The sequence below is a fragment of the Streptomyces sp. NPDC016851 genome (assembly GCF_055562795.1).
Genome location: NZ_JBVHEP010000002.1, coordinates 82,621 through 105,212, shown reverse-complemented (window position 1 = coordinate 105,212; position 22,592 = coordinate 82,621). Strand labels below are relative to the sequence as shown.

The window sequence follows — 22,592 nt, the reverse complement described above, 5'->3', positions numbered from 1 at the left end:
AGGGCCGGCGTGACGGCTGTCCCGGGCGTACGGCTCGGGGGGACCGGGGCGACGGCTGTCCCGGGCGGACGCGCCGGGAGGGCCGGGGCGGCGGCCGTCTCAGGCGTACCGGCGTCGGGGCCGGGGCCGAGTGTCAGTGGGGCGTGGCAGGATCGGGGGCGTGGCAGAGACAGCATCGAAGACGACCGACCAGACCTCCGGCGGCAGCCGCCCACGACTGATGCTCATGGACGGGCACTCGCTGGCCTACCGAGCGTTCTTCGCGCTGCCCGCGGAGAACTTCACCACCGCGACGGGCCAGCCGACGAACGCGATCTACGGCTTCGCGTCGATGCTGGCCAACACGCTGCGCGACGAGGCGCCCACGCACTTCGCGGTCGCCTTCGACGTCTCCCGCAAGACCTGGCGGTCGCAGGAGTTCACGGAGTACAAGGCGAACCGCTCCAAGACCCCCGACGAGTTCAAGGGCCAGGTCGAGCTGATCTGCGAGCTCCTCGACGCGATGGGCGCGGCCCGCTTCGCGGTCGACGGGTTCGAGGCGGACGACGTGATCGCCACGCTCGCCACGCAGGCCGAGGCCGAGGGCTTCGAGGTGCTGATCGTCACCGGCGACCGGGACTCCTTCCAGCTGGTCAGCGAGCACACGACCGTGCTGTACCCGACCAAGGGCGTCTCCGAGCTGACCCGCTTCACCCCCGAGAAGGTGTTCGAGAAGTACGGGCTGACGCCCGCGCAGTACCCCGACTTCGCGGCCCTGCGCGGCGACCCGTCCGACAACCTCCCCGGCATCCCCGGCGTCGGCGAGAAGACCGCCGCGAAGTGGATCAACCAGTTCGGGTCGTTCGCGCAGCTCGTCGAGCGCGTGGACGAGGTCAAGGGCAAGGCCGGGCAGAACCTCCGCGACCACCTGGAAGCGGTCAAGCTCAACCGCCGGCTCACGGAACTGGAGCGCCAGGTCGAGCTGCCCAAGGGCGTCATCGAGCTGGAGCGGACCGCCTACGACCGCAAGGCCGTCGCGATGGTCCTGGACACCCTGGAGATCCGCAACCCCTCCCTGCGCGAGCGGCTCTTCGCCGTCGACCCCGGCGCCGAGGAGGCCGAGACCACCCCGATCAGCACGGACGGCGTGCAGCTGGACGGCACGGTGCTCGGCACCGGCGAGCTGGCCGGCTGGCTCACCGAGCACGGCACCGGGCCCCTCGGCGTCGCCACGGTCGACGCCTGGGCGCTCGGCGCGGGCTCGGTCGCCGAGGTCGCGCTCGCCGCGCCCGGCGGGGCGGCCGCCTGGTTCGACCCCTCCCAGCTCGACGAGGCCGACGAGAAGGCATTCGCCGGCTGGCTCGCCGATACCGCCCGGCCCAAGGTCTTCCACAACGCCAAGGGCGCCATGCGGGTCTTCGCCGAGCACGGCTGGAGTGTCGAGGGCGTGAGCATGGACACCGCGCTCGCCGCCTACCTGGTCAAGCCGGGCCGCCGCTCCTTCGACCTGGACGCGCTGTCCCTGGAGTACCTGCACCGCGAGCTGGTGCCCGCCGCCGCGGCCGACGGGCAGCTCGCCTTCGGAGCCGACGAGGGCGCCGAGGCCGAGGCCCTGATGATCCAGGCCCGCGCCGTCCTCGACCTGGGCGAGGCCTTCGAGGGCCGCCTGGAGGAGGTCGGCGCCGCCGACCTGCTGCGCGACATGGAGCTGCCCACGTCCGCGCTGCTCGCCCGCATGGAGCGGCACGGCATCGCGGCCGACCGGCCCCACCTGGAGGCCATGGAGCAGATGTTCGCCGGAGCCGTCCAGCAGGCCGTGAAGGAGGCCCACGCGGCAGCCGGGCACGAGTTCAACCTGGGCTCGCCCAAGCAGCTCCAGGAGGTCCTCTTCGGCGAGCTGGCCCTGCCCAAGACCAAGCGGACCAAGACCGGCTACACCACGGACGCCGACGCGCTCGCCTGGCTCGCCACGCAGACGGACAACGAGCTGCCGGTGATCATGCTCCGCCACCGCGAGCAGGCCAAGCTGCGCGTCACCGTCGAGGGTCTGATCAAGACCATCGCCGCGGACGGCCGCATCCACACCACGTTCAACCAGACGGTCGCCGCCACCGGCCGTCTGTCCTCGACGGACCCGAACCTGCAGAACATCCCGGTCCGCACCGACGAGGGCCGCGCGATCCGCCGTGGCTTCGTCGTCGGCGAGGGCTTCGAGTCCCTGATGACGGCCGACTACAGCCAGATCGAACTGCGCGTGATGGCCCACCTCTCCGAGGACGAGGGCCTGATCGAGGCGTTCACCTCCGGCGAGGACCTGCACACCACGGCCGCCTCCCAGGTCTTCTCGGTCGAGCCGACCGCGGTGGACGCCGAGATGCGCCGCAAGATCAAGGCCATGTCGTACGGCCTGGCCTATGGACTGTCCGCCTTCGGCCTCTCCCAGCAGCTGAACATCGAGGCGGCGGAGGCCCGCGCCCTGATGGACGCGTACTTCGAGCGGTTCGGCGGCGTACGGGACTATCTGCGCCGGGCGGTCGACGAGGCCCGGGCGACGGGCTACACGGCGACCCTCTTCGGCCGCCGCCGCTACCTCCCCGACCTCAACAGCGACAACCGCCAGCGCCGCGAGGCGGCCGAGCGCATGGCCCTCAACGCGCCCATCCAGGGCACGGCGGCCGACATCGTCAAGATCGCCATGCTCAAGGTGGACAGCGCGCTGAAGGAGGCCGGCCTCGCCTCCCGCATGCTGCTCCAGGTCCACGACGAAATCGTGCTGGAGATCGCCCCCGGCGAGCGGGCCGCCGCCGAGGAACTCGTCCGCCGAGAGATGGCGAACGCCGTCCACCTCCGCGTCCCCCTGGGCGTCTCGGTGGGCGCGGGCCCGGATTGGGAGTCGGCGGCGCACTGAGCCCGGCGCCGGGTGCCTTCGGCCGAGTCTTGAGCCGGGGGCACCCGCCTACCACCGCGCTGGGCCCGCGCTGAAGCCGCTCGCGCGCGGGATGGCGAGCGCGTGCACTTCCGCGTCGTCCTGGGCGTCTGGGTGGGCGCGGGCCCGGACTGGGAGTCGGCGGCGCACTAGGCCCGGTCGCGGGGTGCCCTGGGCCGAGTCTTGAGCCGGGGCACCCGCCCTCCACTTCGGGGCGCCCCGGCCAGGCTCTGAGCTGGGGCTCCCGCCCCCCACACCGCTGAACCCCCGCAGAAACATCACTCGCGTGGCCCCCGACAAAGGGCCCCCGCACCGGGCGGTCGCAAAGATGCGGGCATGGGTATACGCACGCTCCTTCGCCGCACGGCCCCAGGCGTGGCACTCCCGCCGGTCCCGCCCTTCGCGGCCGCCGCAAGCACGGTCCGCGTCCCCGCCGGCCTCACCACGGCCCTGCACCGCGCGACGGCGGACCTCCGGCAGTGCCTGGCCAAGGGCCGGCGGCCGGCCGATCCCACGCGCGCCGCCGAGGCGTCCGCCGCGACCGGTCGCACCGGCGCCGGTGGCGTGACGGCCCTCCCGGGTCTCACAGACGCCGGCGGTCTGCCGACCATCACAGGTCTCACCAGCCCCGACGACGTGGCCGAAATCCTCGGTCTCACCAGCGGCACAGCCCCTGCCGCCCAGCATCCGGGCCATGCCGACCGCCCGGGCAGGACCGGCCGCCCCTGGGCGGACCTGGCCCGCAGCTACCTGACGCTCGTCCTGACCCTGCTTCCACGGCCTCGCCGCCCCGCGCACACCACCATCACCGTGTACATCGCGACGACAGCACCCCTCAGCGAGCGGCCGACCGGCTCGGCTCCACGTCATCGAGGCGGTCAGGACCGCCCGGGGCCGGGGTCGGAGCCGGACGCCACGCCCTGACCCCCACGGCGTACAGCAGCAGCGCCGGGACGAGCCCCGCGCCCGCCCCGAAGCACACCGTCGGAATGATCTCCCACGGTTTCGCGCTCGAACCCCAGTAGGCCCACCACCGCGACGCCCGCTGCACCGCCCCCGCCAGCGCGAAGCCGCCGATCACCGCACCGGCCAGCCACCGGTCCCGTACCGACAGCGCCGGGACCCCCACCGGCTCGCGCACCGGCGCCCGCCGCACGGCCCGCGCCACGAACACGGCGATCACGACAGCGGCCACCGCCGAACCGCCGTACTGCAGGTACCAGTACAGCGGCGAACCCGCCACCTCCCGGCCCAGCACCGGAAACAGCCGCATCCCCCACCGGTCGAGATGCGTGAACGCGTCCCACACGACATGTGTCAGCGCGCCGAGCACCGCGGACGCGTACCAGCCCAGCACCAGGGACGGCCGCACACGCGCGCGTGGCGCCCCGCACCGCACCAGCGCGGAGACCCGCCCCTGGCGGGCCCGCGGCAGCAGCGCCACCAGCGGTTCGCGCAGCAGCAGCCACAGCCCCACCAGCGCCCAGGCGATGAGCACATCGACCGTGAACACACCCGGGAACGAGTGCGTGACGTCACCGAACTCCATCGCACCCGACACCGCACTCGCCGCGTAATAGGTCATGTCGGGCGCGAAGGAACCCGCAACGAGCACGGCGGGCACCAGCGGGCCCCGGCCGGTGCCGTTGGTGCGTACGGCGGGCAGTACGGCTGCCGCATGGCTCAGCGTGAACGGCAACTCGGCTCCTCGTGACGGTCGTTGCCCGGGCGATGGGAGAGCCCAGTATGCGGGATTCCGAACACCGGCCCGCCCACCGCGCTCGCTGCATGACCAACTGGTGAAAAACGGGCACGAACGGGTGCCCGAGCAAAGGAAGTTGTCGTAGGGTCGCCAGGGTCACCGTGCCGGTGGCAGGAGACAGGCCTGTCGGAGGGCAACCACTCGGGCCGGTCGATCGTCACAACAGAGCGAGCGCAACAGAAGTACGCGTACGCAACACAAGCGCGCGACAGACAGAGACGGGCGCTCGGGCGTCCACGGGAGGGGTTCACTCTATGGCGGCGCAATTCGGCAGGAGGCTGCGCAAGGGGGCGGCAACCACCGCCGTGGCCGCGGTAGCGGTCGCGGCCCTGTCCGCCTCCCAGGCTCCGGGCGTGAACGACCACGGCAGACAGACCGCCGCGGACGCCACACCCTCACCCGACGCGAGTGCCTCCGACGGCAGCGCCACCGGCAACTCGCCGTACTACACGGACCTGCCGCCGCTCAACAGCCCGAGCCCGTCACCGAGCACCGGGACGGGGCCCACCACCCCCGGCACCTCCGAGGCGGGCATCCCCGCGACCGTCCTCGACGCGTACAAGAAGGCCGAGGCCGCGCTGCGCGACTCCAAGCCCGGCTGCAACCTGCCCTGGCAACTCCTCGCGGCCATCGGCCGGGTGGAGTCGGGCCAGGCCCGCGGCGGCCGCGTCAACGCCGAGGGCACCACCATCTCGCCGATCCTCGGCCCGCAGCTCGACGGCAACGGCTTCGCCCTCATCAAGGACACCGACAACGGCGCCTACGACGGCAACAGCACGTACGACCAGGCCGTCGGCCCCATGCAGTTCATCCCGTCCACCTGGGCCTGGGCGGGCCGCGACGCCAACGGCGACGGCAAGAAGGACCCCAACAACATCTACGACGCCGCGCTCGCCGCCGGCCACTACCTGTGCCGCAACAACTGGGACCTGTCCGACCAGAACGACCTCGACCGCGCGATCCTCAGCTACAACAACTCGCGTGAGTACCTGAACCTGGTCATGCGGTGGCTGGAGTACTACCGCAAGGGCACGCACGAAGTCCCCGACGGCACGGGCACGCTGCCCGGCAACCGCAGCGACGACGGGGCCGGGGCGAGCCCCAGCCCCTCCACGCCGAACACACCCGGCACGCCGACCGGGGGCGGCTCCAAGCCTCAGCCGAGTCCCAGGCCCGGCAAGCCCGGCGGGGGCGGCACCAAGCCCTCGAAGCCCACCACCCCGCCCGCCACTCAGCCCACGACCCCGCCCACCACCCCGAGCACGCCGCCCTCGACGTCACCCACCCCCACCGACACGGTGCACCGCCTGGAGGACGCCGGGACGGCGAAGCTCACCGCGATGGCGGGCGACGCGTTCACCAAGCGGATCAGCACCCGCGCCGAGACGAAGGCCGGCAAGGCCGTCGCCAAGGTCAGGATCCGCTTCACGATCGTCGGCGACACGGACACCACCTTCGCGGGCGGCGAGAGCGTGGCCACGGTCGCCACCAACAGCTCCGGAGTGGCCGTCGCGCCCGCGCTCCAGGCGGGCGAGAAGACGGGCGACGTCACCGTCCGGGCCACCGTCGTGGGCCGTATGATCGCGGGCCTCGACTACACGGCCACCGTCACCGAGCGCGCCGCCGACAAGCTCACGCGCACCGGCGACGCCGCGCTGACCTGTGTTCCGGGCGGCGAGTTCGCCAACCGGGTCCAGGTGAAGGCGACGTACCAGGGCGCCGTCGCCGACGGTGTCGCGGCCACCGCCACCCTGATCAAGTCGGCCGACGACCCGACCGCCAACGACAAGGGCCCCTACTTCAAGGACGCCGACGGCAAGGCCGTACGCACCCTGACGGGCCTGAAGACGGACGCGAAGGGACTGCTGACGCTGCCCAGGCTCTACGCGGACGACACCACCGGCACGTTCCTGCTCCGCGTCAGCACCGAAGGCGGAGCGACCCTCACCGTCGAACTGACCGTGGCGGCTGCCGAGACGTCCTCACCGAGCCCTTCGGCCAGCCCGAGCGCGTAGCTCTCAGGTACGACGGACGACGCCCCTCTTTCAAGAGGGGCGTCGTTGTGTGTGCAACGTGTTCTCATCTCCGCCGCGCGTTGCTACGGTGCCGAGAAACCTGACGGTGTATCAGCTCCGTCCGTGGGGAGGCCCCGTATGCGTGCACTCGTCGCCGCCGCCATCGGTCTCGCCGCCGCGTTCGCCGTGGTCCTGACGCTGACCGCCCTCGCACAGCCCTCGGGCGGCACGTCCCCGAAGCCCCTGCTGACGACGGTGCCCGCACACCCCTGACCGCCCGCCCGGGAGGGAGGCCGAGATGCGCCGCAAGGCCGGCCTGGTCCTGCTCGCCCTCGCCGTGTTCTTCGCGGCCCTGTCCCCCCTGCTGCGCTGGTACGCCTTCCCGCGCCTCGCCAAGGTCCCCGCGAACCAGTACCAGGACATGGTCCTGGAGGCGCAGAACGCCACCCTCCTCGACTACGGCACGATGCGGGCCCGCACGGTCCCCGAGGTCACCATCGTGCAGACCCTCAAGGGCAACGTGGAGGCCTCCGAGCGGATCGAGGAGTCGGCGGGCCGCGACGTGGTCGTCTGGGACGGCCTGTCCTACGTCGTCGGCCCCGGCGGCGAGATGGTGTCGAAGATCCCCGAGCGCTACATCTTCGACGCCTACACCCAGGCCCCCGTCCACGCCACCGGCGAGATGGTCGACGGCGACCCGGTGCGCCGCGAGGGCATCGAGTTCAAATGGCCGTTCCTCACGGAGAAACGGGACTACGAGTACTTCGACGCCCAGGCCCGCGTCACCGCCCCCATCCACTACAAGGGCACCCAGGACTTCCGCGGCCTGGAGGTCTACTACTTCGAGCAGACCATCCCCTGGACCAAGGTGCGGATCCCGAAGACCCTGCCCGTGGAGGGCCTCACCCCCGAGTCCGTCGCCGAGACCGGCACGACCCGCTGGTACACCACGGTCCGCAAGTTCTGGGTCGAACCCCTCACCGGCGCCCCCGTCTACGGCGAGGAACTCCACAAGGAGGAACTGCGCGGCGGCACCCTCCTCGGAGACCGGGACAAGGTGACCGCGTTCGCCGGGCACGTGAAGATGCGCGAGGACTACATCACGCACACCGTCGACCTGGTGAAGTCCCAGCGCCTGCTCATCCTGCTGATGACGTCCTACCTGCCGTGGGGCTTCCTGACCCTGGGCGTCCTCCTGCTGGCCCTCGCGCTGTACCTGGAGGCCCGCAGCCGCCGCCCGTCCGGCCCGGCCCCCACGGAGGCCGAGGAACCGTCACCGGTCGGCGCCTGAGCCGTACGGTGGTCAGCGCCTGAGCCGGGCGCTGGTGTACCGGGTCGGTTCCGCCCCGGCCGGGTCCTCGGGCCAGGGATGCTTCGGGTAGCGCCCGCGCAGCTCCGCCCGCACGCCCTTGTAGCCCTCCTTCCAGAACGAGGCCAGGTCGGCCGTGACGGCGGCCGGACGCCCGGCCGGGGACAGCAGATGCACGAGCAACGGCACCCCGGCGATCCGTGGCGACTCCTGGAGCCCGAACATCTCCTGCAACTTCACCGCCAGTACGGGCTGCTCGGGCCGGGAGTAGTCGACGCGGATCCTCGACCCGCTCGGCACCGTGATCCGCTCCGGGGCGAGTTCCTCGAGCCGCCCGGCCTCACCGGAGGCCCAGGGCAGCAGCCGCGCGAGGGCCTCCCCGGCGTCGATCCGCGCCAGATCGGCCCGCCGCCGGGCCCGGCTCAGCTCCGGCTCCAGCCACTCCTCCACGCGCGCGTGGAGCGCGTCGTCGGACACGTCGGGCCACGGTTCGCCGAGATGCAGCCGCAAAAACGCCAGCCGCTGCCGCAGGACACCGGCCTCCGGCGACCACCGCAACACCCCGAACGCCTCTCGCCGCAGCCCGTCGAGCAGCGCACGGCGCACCAGCCCCGGATCGGCGTCCTTCAGCGGCCGCACCGCCAACTCCACGGCCCCCAGCCGCTCGACCCGCCGCGCCACGACGTCCCCGCCGTCCCACCCGACCTCGTCCCGCTCCTCCAGCAACGCGCCGGCCGCGAGCCGGGCCGTCTCGTCGTCCACGACAGCGCCGAGCTGCACGCGCGCGTGGCCCTTACCGACGGGCCGGTCGGCCATGGCGACAGCGATCCAGGGGCAACCGCGCAGCGCGCTCCCGTCCCCGGCCTCGGCACGGGTTCCGGACGCCATGAGATATGACCCACCGTCGGCCTTGGCGACACGCTCGGGAAAGGCGAGAGCGGCGACGAGCCCGACCTGGCGTTCCTCCGAGGAGGTGGCCCACGCGTCGATCTGTGCTTCTGGACGCGAGATACGGGTGGGTGGGTGGGAAACGCCTGAAACGACGGCCCGCAGTCGCCGAACCTCCGCCCGCCACCGTCCGGAATAGGCGTCACCCCCACGCCGGGCGCGACGCAACGCACCGGCCAGATCATCCCCGTACTCCCGCGGAGCCTCCTCACTGAGCAACGCGATGACCTCAGCGGCCCTCTCCGCTCCCACCAAGCCGGACCCGTCCAGCAACGCCCGCCCCAGCCGGGGATGCAACCCCAGCCGAGCCAGCGCAGCGCCCCGCTCCGTGGCCCGCCCGACGGAGTCAACGGCCCCCACCGCCGCCAGAACATCCCGCGCCGCCGCCATCGCCCCACTCGGCGGCGGATCCAGCAACGCCAGCCCGGACGCGTCAGGATCCCCCCAGCAGGCCACCTGAAGCGCGAACGCCGTCAGGTCGGCCACCTTGATCTCCGGTGAGGGAAAACGCGGCAGACGCGCGTCCTCGGCCTCCGCCCAGCACCGGTACACGGCCCCGGGCGCCTCACGCCCGGCCCGCCCTGCCCGCTGCCGCCCGGCCGCCTGCGACGCCCGTACCGTCGTCAGCGCGCTCAGCCCGCGCGCGTGGTCGACGCGCGGTTCCCGCGCCAGCCCGGAGTCGACGACCACGCGCACACCGGGAACCGTCAGCGACGACTCCGCCACCGACGTGGCCAGCACCACCCGGCGCCGCTCCCCGCCGGCCAGCACGGCGTCCTGGACGGCCGCGGGCGCCCGCCCGTGCACCTGGAGCACTTCCACGTCCCCGAGCCTCCCGAGCTGCCCGGCGACCCGGGCGATCTCGCCCACGCCCGGGAGGAAACACAGCACGTCCCCGTCTCGTTCGGCCAGTGCCCGCCGCACCACCGACGCCACATGTGTCAGCAGCGCCGGATCCACTCGCATCCCGTGCGGCGGCCGTACGGGCCGCACCGGCGGCGCCCACACGACCTCCACCGGATACGCCGTCCCGCGGGCCTCGACCACCGGAGCACCGCCCAGTAGCTCCGCCCACCCCTGCGCGTCGGTCGTCGCCGAGGCGGCCACCAGCCGCAGTTCCGGACGGAGCGTCTGCCGTACGTCCCACAGGAAGGCCGCCGCCGTGTCCGCGTCCAGATGCCGCTCGTGGCACTCGTCGAGCACCACCACGTCCGTACCGGCCAGCTCCTGGTCCCGCTGGACCCGCTGCACCAGCACACCGGTCGTGACGACCTCCACGCGCGTGTGCCGCCCGACGACGCGTTCCCCGCGCACGGTGTAGCCGACGCTCTCGCCGACCTTCTCGCCCAGCAGCCACGCCATCCGCCGCGCCGCCGCCCGGGCCGCGATCCGCCGCGGCTCGGCGACGATCACCCGCCGCCGGGGCCCCTGGCCGAGCAGCCCCGCCAGGGCCAGGGGCACCAGCGTCGTCTTGCCGGTGCCGGGCGGCGCCACGAGCACGGCGGTGCCGTGCCCCTCCAGGGCGTCGTCCAGGGCGGGCAGGGCACCGCGTACGGGCAGGGCGTCCAGGGCGTCGTAACGGATCACGCACTCAGTCTCGTACGCACACGAAGATCGCCGTCCCCGGGATCAGGTTCCCGCGCAGGGGCGACCAGCCGCCCCACTCGGAGCTGTTCCAGGCCGGCCACTCCGGCTCCACCAGGTCCACCAGCCGGAAGCCGGAGGCCACCACGTCCCGGACGCGGTCGCCGAGCGTGCGGTGGTGCTCGACGTAGACCGCGCGGCCCTCCTCGTCCTGCTCGACGTAGGGCGTGCGGTCGAAGTACGAACCCGACACCGACAGCCCCTCCGGTCCCGGCTCGTCCGGGAAGGCCCAGCGGATCGGGTGCGTCACCGAGAAGACCAGCCGGCCCCCGGGCCGCAACACCCGGCGCACCTCCCTCAGCACCAGGCGCGGATCGGCGACGAAGGGCAGCGCCCCGTACGCCGAGCAGGCCAGGTCGAACGAGCCGTCCGCGAAGGGCAGCGCGCCGGCGTCGGCGCACACCAGGGGAAACGGTCCGCCGATGCGCAGCGCGTGCTGCAACTGCCGGTGCGAGATGTCCAGGGCCACAGGGCGGGCTCCCTGCCCGGCCAGCCAGCGCGAGCACTGCGCCGCGCCCGCGCCGAGTTCCAGGATGTCCTTGCCCTTCAGCTCTTCCGGCGGGCCGAGCAGCTCGGCCTCCACCTCGTCCAGGCCTTCGGGGCCCCACACGAAGCGGTCGTCGCCGAGGAAGGTGCCGTGCTCGGTCTGGTACTCGTCCGCGTTGCGGTCCCACCAGCCCCGGTTGGCCCGGGAGCTCTCGGTGACATCTGCGTCACGCCGGGTGGCCTCCGGTTCGGACGCTTCGGGCTCTTGGATGATCGGCTCCCTCGTCGTACTCTTCCGTCCAGCCGGTCCCGGAGGTGTCCCGAAAGGGGCGTCACACGCCCTGCGTGGCCTCGGACGACACGACTTGTGCCGGGTATGCGGTGTTCCGCCCCGGGTGGGCGGCTTCGCGCATTGACCCTGCCCGGCTGCCCCCGTATGCTACAAGTTGCGCTGCGGGCCTGCGCACCTCAGACGTAGCAGGCTGCGCTCGCATCTGTATGTATGTCCCCTCGGTTGTCGAGGCGCCACCGATCTTGTGTGGCGCTTCCTTGGCTGTCCGGCTTCTGCAGAGCGAAACGGGCTCCCGGCGTAGCAGTACCTACGACTTCAATGTCCGTACCGGAGCCCTTTCCCACATGACGAGCAGCACCGAGACCACCGCCACCACTCCGCAGGTAGCGGTCAACGACATCGGTAACGAGGAAGCCTTCCTCGCCGCGATCGACGAGACGATCAAGTACTTCAACGACGGCGACATCGTCGACGGCGTCATCGTGAAGGTCGACCGGGACGAGGTCCTGCTCGACATCGGTTACAAGACCGAAGGTGTGATCCCGAGCCGCGAGCTCTCGATCAAGCACGACGTCGACCCCAACGAGGTCGTCGCCGTCGGTGACGAGATCGAGGCCCTTGTTCTCCAGAAGGAGGACAAGGAAGGCCGCCTGATCCTCTCGAAGAAGCGCGCCCAGTACGAGCGTGCCTGGGGCACCATCGAGAAGATCAAGGAAGAGGACGGGATCGTCACCGGTACCGTCATCGAGGTCGTCAAGGGTGGTCTCATCCTCGACATCGGCCTCCGTGGCTTCCTCCCGGCCTCCCTGGTCGAGATGCGCCGCGTTCGCGACCTCCAGCCCTACGTGGGCAAGGAGCTCGAGGCCAAGATCATCGAGCTGGACAAGAACCGCAACAACGTGGTCCTGTCCCGCCGTGCCTGGCTCGAGCAGACCCAGTCCGAGGTCCGCCAGACGTTCCTCACGACCCTCCAGAAGGGTCAGGTCCGTTCCGGCGTCGTCTCCTCGATCGTCAACTTCGGTGCCTTCGTGGACCTGGGTGGCGTCGACGGTCTGGTCCACGTCTCCGAGCTGTCCTGGAAGCACATCGACCACCCCTCCGAGGTCGTCGAGGTCGGCCAGGAGGTCACGGTCGAGGTCCTCGACGTCGACATGGACCGCGAGCGCGTCTCCCTGTCGCTGAAGGCGACCCAGGAAGACCCGTGGCAGCAGTTCGCCCGCACCCACCAGATCGGCCAGGTCGTGCCCGGCAAGGTCACGAAGCTGGTTCCGTTCGGTGCGTTCGTCCGTGTGGACGAGGGCATCGAGGGTCTGGTCCACATCTCCGAACTGGCCGAGCGCCACGTGGAGATCCCGGAGCAGGTCGTCCAGGTCAACGACGAGATCTTCGTCAAGGTCATCGACATCGACCTCGAGCGCCGTCGCATCAGCCTCTCGCTGAAGCAGGCCAACGAGGCCTTCGGTGCCGACCCGGCGTCGGTCGAGTTCGACCCGACCCTGTACGGCATGGCCGCGTCGTACGACGACCAGGGCAACTACATCTACCCCGAGGGCTTCGACCCCGAGACCAACGACTGGCTCGAGGGCTACGAGACCCAGCGCGAGGCCTGGGAGACCCAGTACGCCGAGGCGCAGCAGCGCTTCGAGCAGCACCAGGCGCAGGTCATCAAGTCCCGCGAGGCGGACGAGAAGGCCGCTGCCGAGGGTGGTGGCGAGGCCGCCGCTCCGGCCGCGTCCGGCGGTGGCGGTTCGTACTCCTCCGAGGGCCCGGACAACTCCGGCGCGCTGGCCTCGGACGAGGCGCTGGCCGCCCTGCGAGAGAAGCTGGCGGGTGGGCAGAGCTGAACGCCCACTGAGCTGTAGCTCCTGACTGAGGGCCCGTACCTTTCGAGGTGCGGGCCCTCAGCGTGTGTCAGGGAGCGTTGTCCCAGCCGCCAAGATCCATGTTCTCCTCCTCCGGGGAATGCCCATGCCCGCAACGGCGTTGTGGAGTATGAACACGAGGAGGAGCGGTCACTGTGCTTGATCCGCAGAGCTTGTACGCATGGGAGCCGAAGGGGCTGGCCGTCGTCGACATGGCGCTGGCCCAGGAGTCGGCCGGTCTTGTCATGCTCTACCACTTCGACGGATACATCGACGCGGGTGAGACGGGCGACCAGATCGTCGACCGGCTGCTCGACTCGCTGCCCCACCAGGTCGTCGCCCGCTTCGACCACGACCGGCTCGTGGACTATCGCGCGCGCCGCCCGCTGCTGACGTTCAAGCGCGACCGCTGGAGCGACTACGAGGACCCCGCCATCGAGGTGCGCCTGGTCCAGGACGCCACGGGAGCGCCGTTCCTGCTGCTGTCCGGCCCCGAGCCGGACGTGGAGTGGGAGCGTTTCGCCGCAGCCGTGAAGCAGATCGTGGAGCGGCTCGGCGTCCGCCTGTCGGTGAACTTCCACGGCATCCCGATGGGCGTCCCGCACACCCGGCCCGTCGGCCTGACCCCGCACGGCAACCGCACCGACCTCGTGCCGGGCCATCGCAGCCCGTTCGAGGAGGCGCAGGTGCCCGGCAGCGCCGAGTCCCTCGTCGAGTACCGCTTGCTCCAGGCGGGGCACGACGTCCTGGGCGTCGCCGCCCACGTCCCGCACTACATCGCCCGCTCCCCGTACCCGGACGCGGCCCTGACGGTCCTGGAGGCCATCACGGCGGCGACCGGTCTGGTGCTGCCCGGCATCGCCCACGCGCTGCGCTCGGACGCCCACCGCACCCAGACGGAGATCGACCGGCAGATCCGCGAGGGCGACGAGGACCTCACCGCGCTCGTCGAGGGCCTTGAGCACCAGTACGACGCGGTCGCGGGCGCCGAGACCCGGGGGAACATGCTCGCCGAGCCGGCGGACATCCCGTCGGCGGACGAGATCGGCCGGGAGTTCGAGAAGTTCCTGGCGGAGCGAGAAGGCGACGGCTGACAGCCGTGCCCCGGCAGGGGCGCGGGGAACAGCGCGACCAGCCCACCGGTCCAGCCCCACCGGCCCGCACCCTCTACGCGGCATCCCCAGCGGAGCGTCTAGGCTCGGCTCATGCTGAAGGTGGGTCTGACCGGCGGTATCGGCGCCGGCAAGAGTGAGGTGTCGCGGCTGCTCGTCGAGCGCGGTGCCGTGCTGATCGACGCGGACCGCATCGCGCGGGAGGTCGTCGCACCGGGGACGCCGGGGCTCGCCGCGGTCGTGGAGGCCTTCGGCGAGGAGGTGCTCGCGGCCGACGGCAGTCTGGACCGGCCCAGGCTCGGCTCCATCGTCTTCGCCGACGCGGCGAAGCTCGCCACGCTCAACGCGATCGTGCACCCCCTCGTGGGCGCCCGCTCCCGCGAGCTCGAAGAGGCCGCCGCCGACGACGCGGTCGTCGTGCACGACGTCCCGCTCCTCACGGAGAACGGCCTGGCACCGCTGTACGACGTCGTGATCGTCGTCGAGGCGAGTCCCGAAACCCAGCTCGACCGGCTCGTCCGGCTGCGCGGCATGACCGAGGAGGACGCACGCGCGCGGATGGCCGCCCAGGCGACCCCCGAGCAGCGCCGGGAGATCGCCGACATCGTCATCGACAACGACGTCCCGCTGGCGGACCTGGAGCGCCGCGTGAAGGACGTGTGGGCCGAGCTGGAGCGCAGGTCGCAGGCGTCCCGGCCGTCCCCGCAGGAATAGCGGCACCGCCCGGGGGCGTTGAACCCTTGCAGTGAGGGAAGGACTCTGCCGTGCCCGAGACCAGCGGTTCCACCGGACGTACACCGGAGACGCACGTCATCGACTTCCGTGCCGCCGAGCGACTGCTCGCCGCGCGGGACCCGCGGGGCGCGGTGAAGCTGCTCGACCGCGTCATCGCCGCGCACCCGGAGAACACGGCCGCGCGGCTGCTGCGCGCCCGTGCCTTCTTTGCCGCGGCGCAGCTGCGGCCGGCGGAGCTGGAGTTCTCGATCGTCCTGGAGCGAGAGCCGGACAACGCGTTCGCGCACTTCGCGCTCGCCCGCACGTATGAGCGGCAGAACCGCCCCGACCAGGCCAAGCGCCACTTCCGCCTGGCCGCCGCGCTGGATCCGAACCCGCGGTTCCTGAAGGCGGCGCGCTTCGACGCGTGAGCGGCCGCCCCTGTCCGCCTCGGACGTGATCCGTCTTCCTCAGGGATGATCTTCCGGTGGACGGTAGGGCGGGATGTCGGGGCCCGGCTGGTAGTGCGGGCCCTGGCGGATGTGCCTGAGGACGATGACGAGGTCGACCGTGACGACCAGCAGCAGCGCGCCACAGGCGATGGCCCAGCCGGTCCGCCCGGCCAGCGTGAACGCGACCGTCCCGAAGAGCGCCCAGACCAGCCCCCACAGGCTCAGCCAGAAGCGCGCCCGCAGGGCACTGCGCGCCGTCCTCGGTTCACTGCCTGTACGCATCACGATCTCCACTCCTGTTTGCAACGTACTCCTCACCGCGGATGCCCACCAACAGGGGGAGCAGGGGCCGGCGCGCGACGTCGTTCACTCGGGCGGGTGAACGCGGGCGGGATGGGAACGGGCGTGCGGGTGTGGTCCGTTGGGCGGGCATGGAGCTGAAAATGCGTGAGGGGTACGAGGGGACGGGACCCGGGGCCATCACCCCGGACGGCTGCGCAGTGGAGTTCTACTCACGGCTGCCCGTCGGGGACGAACCGGAGATCATCGCGGCGGCGGTGCCGGCGGGCGCGCGCATCCTGGAGCTGGGCAGCGGCGTCGGGCGCATGACCCATGCGCTGCTGGAGCGCGGGTTCGAGGTCACGGCGGTGGACGAGTCCGCCGACATGCTGGAGCGGGTACGCGGGACGCGGACGATATGCAGCCCGATCGAGGACCTGGACCTGGGTGAGACGTTCGACGTGGTGCTGCTCGCGTCGTTCCTCGTGCACGCCGGGGACGCCGAGGTGCGGCGGGGCCTGCTGCGCACGTGTGTGCGGCATGTCGCGGAGGGTGGCTCCGTGCTGATCCAGCGGGAGGGCGAGGACTACCACGTGAACGTGCCGCGCGAGCGGGTGGACCCCAGCGGCTTCACCATGCGGATCGTGTCGTCGGAGCCGGTCGGCGACGGCGTCAACTCGGTCCGAGCGGAGTACGAGTTCCCGGACGCGGTCTGGACCCAGACGTTCCGGGCCCGACCACTGACGAGGCAACAGTTCGAGGAGGCGCTGCGGGAGACGGGCCTGAGGGTGGACCGGTACCTGACGGAGGACCGGATCTGGGTGCGGGCGGTGCAGGACGGGCCAGGCAAGCAGGGTGCGTGAGGCACCGGACGGTGCGGGGGAGTCCGGGCGGCTGACCGGCTACGACGCGGTGTCGACATCCCTGGCGCTGTGCGGGGACACCGAGTTGCGTGAGCTGGTGGACGCGGCCGTGCCGCTGGGGACGGGCATCGGTGGCAAGTCGGCCCGGACGGAGGTGGCCGGCACGCCGGTCTTCGTGAAGCGGGTGCCCCTGACGGACCTGGAGCGGCGGCCGGAACACCTCCGGTCCACGGCCAACGTGTTCGGGCTCCCCACCTTCTGCCAGTACGGCGTCGGCGGGCCCGGGTTCGGGGCATGGCGCGAGGTCGCCGTCCATACGATGACGACGAACTGGGTGCTCTCCGGGCAGTTCCAGGGATTTCCGCTGATGTACCACTGGCGCGTGCTGCCGGACGAGGCGCCCACCCTGGCGGAGGAACTGGCCGATGCGGAACGGGCCGTGGCGTACTGGGGAGGGAGCGCGGAGGTGCGGCGTCGTATCGAGGCACTGCGGGAGTCCTCGGCGAGCGTCGCGCTGTTCCTGGAGTATGTCCCCCAGACGTTGCACGCGTGGCTCACGGAGCAGGTACGAGCAGGCGGCGCGGCACTCGACCGGGCGTGCTCGCTCGCGGAGAGGGAACTGCGGGCCGGTACGTCCTTCATGAACAGCCGGGAGCTGCTCCACTTCGACGCCCACTTCGAGAACGTCCTGACCGACGGCCGGCGCTTGTACTTCGCCGACTACGGCCTCTCCCTGTCCAGCCGCTTCGACCTCTCACCCACCGAGACCGACTTCTACGAACGGCACGCCGGCTACGACCGCTGCTACACGGCCAGTTATCTCGTCAACTGGCTCGTCACCGCCCTGTACGGCGCGGACTGGGAGATACGTGGGTCACTGATACGGGCCTGGGCCGAAGGGCAGCAGCCCACCGGGGTGCCGCCCGGGACGGCGAAGATCCTCACCCGCCATGCCCCGGTCGCGGCCGTGATGACGGACTTCTACCGCGCGATCCAGGAGGTGAGCAGGACGACGCCCTACCCAGCGGAAAGACTCCGGCGGCTCTGCCCGTGACGGGCAAGGGCGGAGCGGGTCGGGTGACATTCGCCGGGCGGCGATGAGTTCGAGGGGGAGGGGCGGTCTACCCCTGCGACATCTTCCCGGACCGCTTCCCCCAGGAGACCTCCATGTCCGAGACCAACCCTGCCGCCACCGCCATTCCCTCGGCCCCGGCCGGTGTCGTCGTCGCCGAGTCCGCGACCGCCCGCGGGCGGCGTGCCCGGATCGCACTGCGCGGACTCCAGGTGCTGCTCGCCCTCTTCTACGGGATCGCGAGCGCCGTGCCCAAGCTGATCGCGCACCCGTCGGCTGCCGAGTCGTTCGAGGAGCTCGGCTGGGGCAGCGCAGGGATGTACACCATCGGCGTGCTTGAACTGGCGGGAGCGGTCGCCCTGTTGATCCCGGTGCTCCAGTCGGTGGCGGCGATGGCGCTGGGTGCTCTGATGGTGGGCGCGTTCGTCGTCCAGATCGCCGTCATGGACGGGCAGTACGCGGCGACGCCGATCATCCTGATGGTGCCGCTCGCTCTCATCGCCTGGGCGCGGCGGGGGCACAACGCGGATCTGCTGCGCCTGCTGCGGCTCCGGGCGTGACCGTGCAAGTGCGCTGCTCACGGCCTCGGTTTGCCGGACCCTCCGCGGGGACCGGGACCGGGACCAGGACCGCGGCCGAAGCCGGCGGCGGGGCCAGGGCCGGGTACAGGGCCCGGACCGGGGCCGGCCAGGCCGCGCAGGCGTTCCATTTCGCGGCGGTCCCGCTTCGTCGGGCGGCCCGCGCCGCGGTCGCGGATGCCGGCCGGGGCGACGGCCTCGCGGGGCGGGGGCGGCGGGGAGTTGTCGATGTAGCACTGGGCGGCCACCGGGGCGCCGACCCGCTTGCGGATGAGCCGTGTCACGACGACGACCCGCTCCCGGCCCTCGTGCCGTACGCGCACCTCGTCGCCGACGCGCACCGCGTGGGCGGGCTTCACACGCTCGCCGTTGACGCGGACGTGTCCGCCCCGGCAGGCGGTGGCGCCCAGGGAACGGGTCTTGACGAGGCGCACGGCCCAGATCCAGCTGTCGACACGGACGTTCTGGCCGCTCTGGGGCCCGGCGGCCTCGGCAGCGGCGATGGCCGCAGCGACCTTCGGGTCCATGGTCTTCGGGTCCGCGGCCTTCGCGTCCATGGTCTTCGCGTCCATGGTCTTCGGGTCCACGGTCTTCGGGTCCACGGCCTCCGTGTCGCCCGTCCCGTGGTACTCCGTGCCTTCAGAAGCCATGTCCCCGACCTTAGTCCTTCCCGTCATCCGATTTCGGGCCGTCCGGGCAGGGGACCAGCCTCCCGCCCCACTCTACAAAGCAAGTTTTGCAAAAACTCTTTTGTTGAATACCGCTGGCGGCCTACCCTCCCGGCATGGACAGCGACGAGCACAAGCGCGTACTGGACCCCGAGCACGACACCGACGCCCTGAAGGCCCTCACCCACCCCCTGCGCATCCGGCTGCTCGGGCTGCTGCGTCAGGACGGGCCCGCCACGGCCAGTGAGCTCGCCGCGCGGACGGGGGAGTCGTCGGCGTCGACCAGTTACCACCTGCGGGTGCTGGCGAAGTACGCGTTCATCACCGAGGCCCGGCATCGTGACGGGCGGGAGCGGCGCTGGCGGGCCCAGCACACCGTGACGTCCTGGAGCAACGAGGCGATGGAGTCCTCCGAGGCGGGCCGTGCCTTCGTCAGCCTGGCGAGGCGGCGGCAGCTGGAGCACCTGGAGACGTCCCTCGCCCGGCATGAGGCGGACATGGCCGAGGGGCGGTTGGGCCAGGAGTGGGTGGAGCCGTCGGGGATCAGCGACCTCATGCCCCGGCTGACGGCCGAGTCGCTCACCGAGCTCTGGGAGGCCGTGGCCCGGAAGCTGGAGGAACTGACGGCCCGGGACGCGGACGACCCCCGCGCCGAGAACGTCCTGTTCCTCACCGCCGGGTTGCCGCTCGCGCCGCACGACCGTGGGGGCCCCGACCGTGGTGACGCGGACCGCGAGGAGACGGACCGTGAGGAGACGGACCGCGGGGACGTCTCGTGACCGAGCCGACCCAGCTGCGGACCGTTCGCCGCCGCTACGTCACCGTCTGCGCGCTCTTATGGCTGCCGTCGGGCCTCGGCCTGGCCTCGATGGTCCTGCTGTTCAGCGAGCGCGGCATGTCCCTGGCCGCGGTCGCTGGGCTCTTCGCCGTCCACTCGCTGACCGTGGCCGCGCTGGAGCTGCCCACGGGCGGGCTCTCCGACGTCCTCGGGCGCCGGCCGGTCCTGGCCACGGCCGGTGTCCTCAACATGGTCGCCTGCCTGCTGGTCGGCCTCGGCACCACCGCGTGGGTGCTCACCGCCGGCATGGTGCTCATGGGTACGGCCCGGGCCCTGGCCAGCGGTACCGCCGAGGCCTGGTACGTCGACACCGTCCAGGACTGCTCCGGCCCGGATGCCGAGCTGCGTACGGGCCTGGCCCGCGGCGGCTCCGCGACCTCCGCCGCGCTCGCGGCCGGCCTGCTGCTCGGCGGTGCCCTGCCCTGGCTGCTCGACGCGGGGCCCGGTCTCGGTACCGGGCTGAGCGAGGCGACGGCCGGGGCGGTGCTGCCCTTGTCCGTCCCCATGCTGCTGGGAGCCGTGGTCAGGGTCGTCCTCGTCTGCTACGTGCTGGCCGTGCTGCGGGAGCCGCCGCGACCGCCGGCCACCCTGCGTGCGGTGCTGCGCGGCGTCCCGGTCACCGTCCTCGACGGGCTGCGGCTGGGCGGCCGGGACGCGCTGGTCCGCCGGGTCCTGCTCACCGCCGCGGCCGTCGGCGGCGCCCTGGCCGCCGTCGAACTGCTGGTCCCGGGCCGCACCGTCGAGCTGACCGGAGCGCCCGGCTCCGGAGCGATGGTGTACGCCGTGCTCGCCTGCGCGGGCTTCGTCTGCAACGGTGCCGGCAGCCACCTCGCGCCGCTCGCCGCCCGGATCGCGGGCAGTGGCGAGCGGGCCGTGCTGGTCTGTCTCGTGACGGGCGCGGGCGGCATGCTGCTGCTCGGTGTCACCGCGACCACCACGCACCCGCTCGCCACGGCCCTCGCGGTCGTCGGCTTCTGTCTGCTCTACCTCGGCATCGGCGCCGCGTCCCCGAACCAGAACGACCTGCTGCACCGCCGCGTCACCAGCGCCGGCCGCGCCACCGCCCTGTCCGTCCAGTCCCTCGCCCTGCAACTGGTCGGCGCGCTCGCCGGCCTCGTCGTCGGCGCGTTGCGGCCGGGCCCGCTGCCATGGCTGCTGACCGGTGCGGTGCTGTTGTCCGGGGCCCTGCTCTGGCTACGCCGCGTTGAGACACGGTCCGCGCCGGACACGACCATCACTCCGGGCTCGCGTGCCGGCCTGTCCTGAGCCTTCCACCTCCCGGTGAGGGGCGGCCCCACCGCCGCCTACGGTGGAGTCATGGACGCCAGCGGTCTCCCCCTCCTCGACCGGCGCATCACGGACTGCCGGGCGTGCCCGCGGCTGGTCTCCTGGCGTGAGGAGGTGGCCCGGACCAAGCGAGCCGCCTACGCGGACTGGACGTACTGGGGGCGGCCGGTGCCCGGCTTCGGGCCGGCGGACGCCCGGCTGCTGATCGTCGGCCTCGCCCCCGCCGCGCACGGCGGCAACCGCACCGGCCGGATGTTCACCGGCGACCGCTCAGGAGACGTCCTGTACCAGGCGCTGTACGACGTCGGCCTCGCCTCCCGGCCCACCGCCGAGCACGCCCACGACGGCCTGGAGCTGTACGGCGTGCGCGTCACCTCGCCCGTGCACTGCGCCCCGCCCGCGAACAAGCCCACCCCCGAGGAACGGGACACCTGCCGCCCCTGGCTCGTGCAGGAGCTGCGGCTGCTGCGCCCGACGCTGCGGGCCGTGGTCGTGCTCGGCGCCTTCGGCTGGCAGGCCGCGCTCCCCGCGTTCGCGGAGGCGGGCTGGTCCGTGCCCCGGCCCCGGCCCGCCTTCGGCCACGGGGCCCGGTTCCACCTGGACGGCCTGGAGCTCTTCGGCTGCTTCCACGTCAGCCAGCGCAACACCTTCACCGGCCGGCTCACCCCGGCGATGCTGCGCGACGTCCTGCGGACGGCCGCGCGGGCGGCGGAACTGCCCACCGAAAGCGGCTAAGGAGCCTTCTCCCTGTAAGTCTTCTCCACGTAAGCCTTCTCTCCGTAAGCCTTCTCCCGGGAAGCCTCCTCCCCGAACAGGTGCCGCACCGTGGAGCGGTAGTTGGTGCGTACGTGCGTGAGCGCGTGCGCGCGGGCCCGGTCCGGGTCGCCCGAGGCGATCGCCTCGTACAGCTCGCGGTGCTCCACCAGGAGCTGCGGCCACTCCTCGTTGCGCCGGGTCATCCAGCGCAGCCGGCCGGCGACCGGTTCCAGGGCCTCGGTCAGCAGGCTGTTGCCGGCCATCGCCACGATGCGGTCGTGCAGGCGGCTGTTGAGGTCCGTGATCAGCTCGGCGTCCCCGGCCTCGGTGGCGGCGGCCGCGCGGTCGAGGAGCTCCTGGACCTCGGCCAGGTCCCGCGGTGTGGCGCGGGACGCGGCGAGTCCGGCGGCGTAGACCTCCAGGGCCTCGCGCAGTTCGAACAGTTCCTTCACGTCGGTCGGGGTGAGACGGCGTACCACCGTGCGCCGGGGCGTCTCGAAGTGGACGAAGCCCTCGGCGACGAGCGCCCGGATCGCCTCCCGGACCGGAACGCGCGAGACGCCGAAGCGCTCCGCCAGCTCGCGTTCGACCAGGCGGTCGCCGGGACGGAGGCTGCCCGCGATGATCTCCTGCCGCAGGTCCGCCGTGACGCGTTCGCGCACCGCTCCGAGGGGTTCGATCTTCGTCATGAAGCCCATCTTCGCCGACGCGGAGTGTCTTTTACGGAGCGTTAACAAGAGCGACATCGGT

Annotated in this window: 21 protein-coding genes; 15 read left to right on the top strand and 6 right to left on the bottom strand. The window is 72.1% G+C overall.

What is annotated here, in order from left to right; genetic code table 11:
* The first annotated feature begins 160 nt into the window (after positions 1 to 160).
* Both polA and ACZ3I3_RS03210 read left to right on the top strand, forming a co-directional pair.
* A complete protein-coding gene (polA, locus tag ACZ3I3_RS03215) occupies positions 161 to 2,887 on the top strand; it encodes a DNA polymerase I (RefSeq protein WP_467362110.1) in 2,727 nt (908 codons plus the stop codon).
* Between the two features lie 354 nt (positions 2,888 to 3,241).
* Positions 3,242 to 3,829 (top strand): hypothetical protein, encoded by a 588-nt coding sequence (locus ACZ3I3_RS03210; protein WP_467362108.1) that lies wholly within the window; start codon positions 3,242 to 3,244, stop codon positions 3,827 to 3,829.
* On the opposite strand, the gene ACZ3I3_RS03205 is transcribed toward ACZ3I3_RS03210, so the two are convergent.
* Positions 3,741 to 4,604 carry a DUF4184 family protein gene (locus tag ACZ3I3_RS03205; protein ID WP_467362107.1) on the bottom strand — a complete coding sequence of 288 codons (864 nt, stop codon included), beginning with the start codon at positions 4,602 to 4,604 and terminating at the stop codon, positions 3,741 to 3,743. The genes ACZ3I3_RS03210 and ACZ3I3_RS03205 overlap by 89 nt on opposite strands.
* 317 nt (positions 4,605 to 4,921) lie before the next feature.
* On the opposite strand from ACZ3I3_RS03205, the gene ACZ3I3_RS03200 reads away from it, so the two are divergent.
* The 3 genes from ACZ3I3_RS03200 (at position 4,922) to pgfA (ending at position 7,973) form a co-directional block, all read left to right on the top strand.
* Positions 4,922 to 6,682, top strand: a complete 1,761-nt coding sequence (locus ACZ3I3_RS03200; protein WP_467362105.1) for a lytic transglycosylase domain-containing protein — start codon at positions 4,922 to 4,924, stop codon at positions 6,680 to 6,682.
* Positions 6,683 to 6,820: 138 nt separating this feature from the next.
* Positions 6,821 to 6,955, top strand: a complete 135-nt coding sequence (locus ACZ3I3_RS03195) for an SPW_0924 family protein (protein ID WP_356923094.1) — start codon at positions 6,821 to 6,823, stop codon at positions 6,953 to 6,955.
* Between the two features lie 25 nt (positions 6,956 to 6,980).
* Entirely contained in the window at positions 6,981 to 7,973 is a 993-nt protein-coding gene (pgfA, locus tag ACZ3I3_RS03190) for a cell envelope lipid trafficking protein PgfA (RefSeq protein ID WP_467362103.1), read from the top strand.
* Positions 7,974 to 7,985: 12 nt separating this feature from the next.
* Here the strand turns inward: pgfA and hrpB are convergent, their stop codons facing one another.
* Positions 7,986 to 10,526, bottom strand: a complete 2,541-nt coding sequence (gene hrpB, locus ACZ3I3_RS03185) for an ATP-dependent helicase HrpB (RefSeq protein ID WP_467362102.1) — start codon at positions 10,524 to 10,526, stop codon at positions 7,986 to 7,988.
* Positions 10,527 to 10,530: 4 nt separating this feature from the next.
* On the bottom strand, positions 10,531 to 11,340 hold the full coding sequence (locus ACZ3I3_RS03180; RefSeq protein WP_467362710.1) for a class I SAM-dependent methyltransferase: 810 nt from the start codon (positions 11,338 to 11,340) through the stop codon (positions 10,531 to 10,533).
* Between the two features lie 365 nt (positions 11,341 to 11,705).
* Between ACZ3I3_RS03180 and rpsA the strand changes: the two genes are divergently transcribed.
* The 4 genes from rpsA to ACZ3I3_RS03160 all read left to right on the top strand — a co-directional run bounded on the left by rpsA (position 11,706) and on the right by ACZ3I3_RS03160 (position 15,480).
* The gene (gene rpsA, locus ACZ3I3_RS03175; protein ID WP_467362100.1) at positions 11,706 to 13,205 is read left to right on the top strand and encodes a 30S ribosomal protein S1; all 1,500 of its coding nucleotides are present in this window, start codon (positions 11,706 to 11,708) and stop codon (positions 13,203 to 13,205) included.
* A gap of 173 nt (positions 13,206 to 13,378) precedes the next feature.
* A complete protein-coding gene (locus ACZ3I3_RS03170; protein WP_467362098.1) occupies positions 13,379 to 14,317 on the top strand; it encodes a PAC2 family protein in 939 nt (312 codons plus the stop codon).
* 111 nt (positions 14,318 to 14,428) lie between these two features.
* Positions 14,429 to 15,049, top strand: a complete 621-nt coding sequence (gene coaE, locus ACZ3I3_RS03165; RefSeq protein ID WP_467362096.1) for a dephospho-CoA kinase — start codon at positions 14,429 to 14,431, stop codon at positions 15,047 to 15,049.
* A 50-nt stretch (positions 15,050 to 15,099) separates the two neighbouring features.
* Positions 15,100 to 15,480, top strand: a complete 381-nt coding sequence (locus ACZ3I3_RS03160; RefSeq protein ID WP_467362094.1) for a tetratricopeptide repeat protein — start codon at positions 15,100 to 15,102, stop codon at positions 15,478 to 15,480.
* A gap of 39 nt (positions 15,481 to 15,519) precedes the next feature.
* On the opposite strand, the gene ACZ3I3_RS03155 is transcribed toward ACZ3I3_RS03160, so the two are convergent.
* The gene (locus ACZ3I3_RS03155) at positions 15,520 to 15,783 is read right to left on the bottom strand and encodes a DUF6343 family protein (protein WP_399410075.1); all 264 of its coding nucleotides are present in this window, start codon (positions 15,781 to 15,783) and stop codon (positions 15,520 to 15,522) included.
* Positions 15,784 to 15,944: 161 nt separating this feature from the next.
* Here ACZ3I3_RS03155 and ACZ3I3_RS03150 point away from each other — a divergent pair, with 161 nt between their 5' ends.
* The 3 genes from ACZ3I3_RS03150 to ACZ3I3_RS03140 all read left to right on the top strand — a co-directional run bounded on the left by ACZ3I3_RS03150 (position 15,945) and on the right by ACZ3I3_RS03140 (position 18,275).
* A complete protein-coding gene (locus ACZ3I3_RS03150) occupies positions 15,945 to 16,643 on the top strand; it encodes a class I SAM-dependent methyltransferase (RefSeq protein ID WP_467362092.1) in 699 nt (232 codons plus the stop codon).
* Positions 16,636 to 17,697 (top strand): protein kinase family protein, encoded by a 1,062-nt coding sequence (locus tag ACZ3I3_RS03145; protein WP_467362091.1) that lies wholly within the window; start codon positions 16,636 to 16,638, stop codon positions 17,695 to 17,697. Before ACZ3I3_RS03150 ends, ACZ3I3_RS03145 begins: the two co-directional genes overlap by 8 nt.
* 113 nt (positions 17,698 to 17,810) lie before the next feature.
* Positions 17,811 to 18,275 carry a DoxX family protein gene (locus ACZ3I3_RS03140; RefSeq protein ID WP_467362089.1) on the top strand — a complete coding sequence of 155 codons (465 nt, stop codon included), beginning with the start codon at positions 17,811 to 17,813 and terminating at the stop codon, positions 18,273 to 18,275.
* 17 nt (positions 18,276 to 18,292) lie between these two features.
* On the opposite strand, the gene ACZ3I3_RS03135 is transcribed toward ACZ3I3_RS03140, so the two are convergent.
* Positions 18,293 to 18,943, bottom strand: coding sequence for an RNA-binding S4 domain-containing protein (locus tag ACZ3I3_RS03135; protein WP_467362087.1), 651 nt, complete (start codon positions 18,941 to 18,943; stop codon positions 18,293 to 18,295).
* Positions 18,944 to 19,077: 134 nt separating this feature from the next.
* Between ACZ3I3_RS03135 and ACZ3I3_RS03130 the strand changes: the two genes are divergently transcribed.
* The 3 genes from ACZ3I3_RS03130 to ACZ3I3_RS03120 are packed head-to-tail and all read left to right on the top strand — an operon-like array spanning position 19,078 to position 21,821.
* A complete protein-coding gene (locus ACZ3I3_RS03130) occupies positions 19,078 to 19,740 on the top strand; it encodes an ArsR/SmtB family transcription factor (RefSeq protein ID WP_467362085.1) in 663 nt (220 codons plus the stop codon).
* Positions 19,737 to 21,065, top strand: coding sequence for an MFS transporter (locus tag ACZ3I3_RS03125; protein WP_467362084.1), 1,329 nt, complete (start codon positions 19,737 to 19,739; stop codon positions 21,063 to 21,065). The genes ACZ3I3_RS03130 and ACZ3I3_RS03125 overlap by 4 nt, the downstream gene beginning before the upstream one ends.
* 51 nt (positions 21,066 to 21,116) lie before the next feature.
* Positions 21,117 to 21,821: a uracil-DNA glycosylase gene (locus ACZ3I3_RS03120; protein ID WP_467362083.1), complete on the top strand. Its 705-nt coding sequence runs from the start codon at positions 21,117 to 21,119 to the stop codon at positions 21,819 to 21,821.
* On the opposite strand, the gene ACZ3I3_RS03115 is transcribed toward ACZ3I3_RS03120, so the two are convergent.
* Positions 21,818 to 22,531, bottom strand: coding sequence for a GntR family transcriptional regulator (locus tag ACZ3I3_RS03115; RefSeq protein ID WP_467362082.1), 714 nt, complete (start codon positions 22,529 to 22,531; stop codon positions 21,818 to 21,820). The genes ACZ3I3_RS03120 and ACZ3I3_RS03115 overlap by 4 nt on opposite strands.
* Positions 22,532 to 22,592 lie beyond the last annotated feature (61 nt).

Coding starts and splice junctions, on each gene's coding strand:
- pgfA (WP_467362103.1), top strand. CDS start 6,981: ATGCGCCGCAAGGCCGGCCTGGTCCTGCTCGCCCTCGCCGTGTTCTTC.
- ACZ3I3_RS03155 (WP_399410075.1), bottom strand. CDS start 15,783: ATGCGTACAGGCAGTGAACCGAGGACGGCGCGCAGTGCCCTGCGGGCG.
- ACZ3I3_RS03120 (WP_467362083.1), top strand. CDS start 21,117: ATGGACGCCAGCGGTCTCCCCCTCCTCGACCGGCGCATCACGGACTGC.
- ACZ3I3_RS03150 (WP_467362092.1), top strand. CDS start 15,945: ATGCGTGAGGGGTACGAGGGGACGGGACCCGGGGCCATCACCCCGGAC.
- ACZ3I3_RS03135 (WP_467362087.1), bottom strand. CDS start 18,943: ATGGCTTCTGAAGGCACGGAGTACCACGGGACGGGCGACACGGAGGCC.
- rpsA (WP_467362100.1), top strand. CDS start 11,706: ATGACGAGCAGCACCGAGACCACCGCCACCACTCCGCAGGTAGCGGTC.
- ACZ3I3_RS03140 (WP_467362089.1), top strand. CDS start 17,811: ATGTCCGAGACCAACCCTGCCGCCACCGCCATTCCCTCGGCCCCGGCC.
- ACZ3I3_RS03210 (WP_467362108.1), top strand. CDS start 3,242: ATGGGTATACGCACGCTCCTTCGCCGCACGGCCCCAGGCGTGGCACTC.
- ACZ3I3_RS03130 (WP_467362085.1), top strand. CDS start 19,078: ATGGACAGCGACGAGCACAAGCGCGTACTGGACCCCGAGCACGACACC.
- ACZ3I3_RS03200 (WP_467362105.1), top strand. CDS start 4,922: ATGGCGGCGCAATTCGGCAGGAGGCTGCGCAAGGGGGCGGCAACCACC.
- coaE (WP_467362096.1), top strand. CDS start 14,429: ATGCTGAAGGTGGGTCTGACCGGCGGTATCGGCGCCGGCAAGAGTGAG.
- ACZ3I3_RS03115 (WP_467362082.1), bottom strand. CDS start 22,531: ATGACGAAGATCGAACCCCTCGGAGCGGTGCGCGAACGCGTCACGGCG.
- ACZ3I3_RS03195 (WP_356923094.1), top strand. CDS start 6,821: ATGCGTGCACTCGTCGCCGCCGCCATCGGTCTCGCCGCCGCGTTCGCC.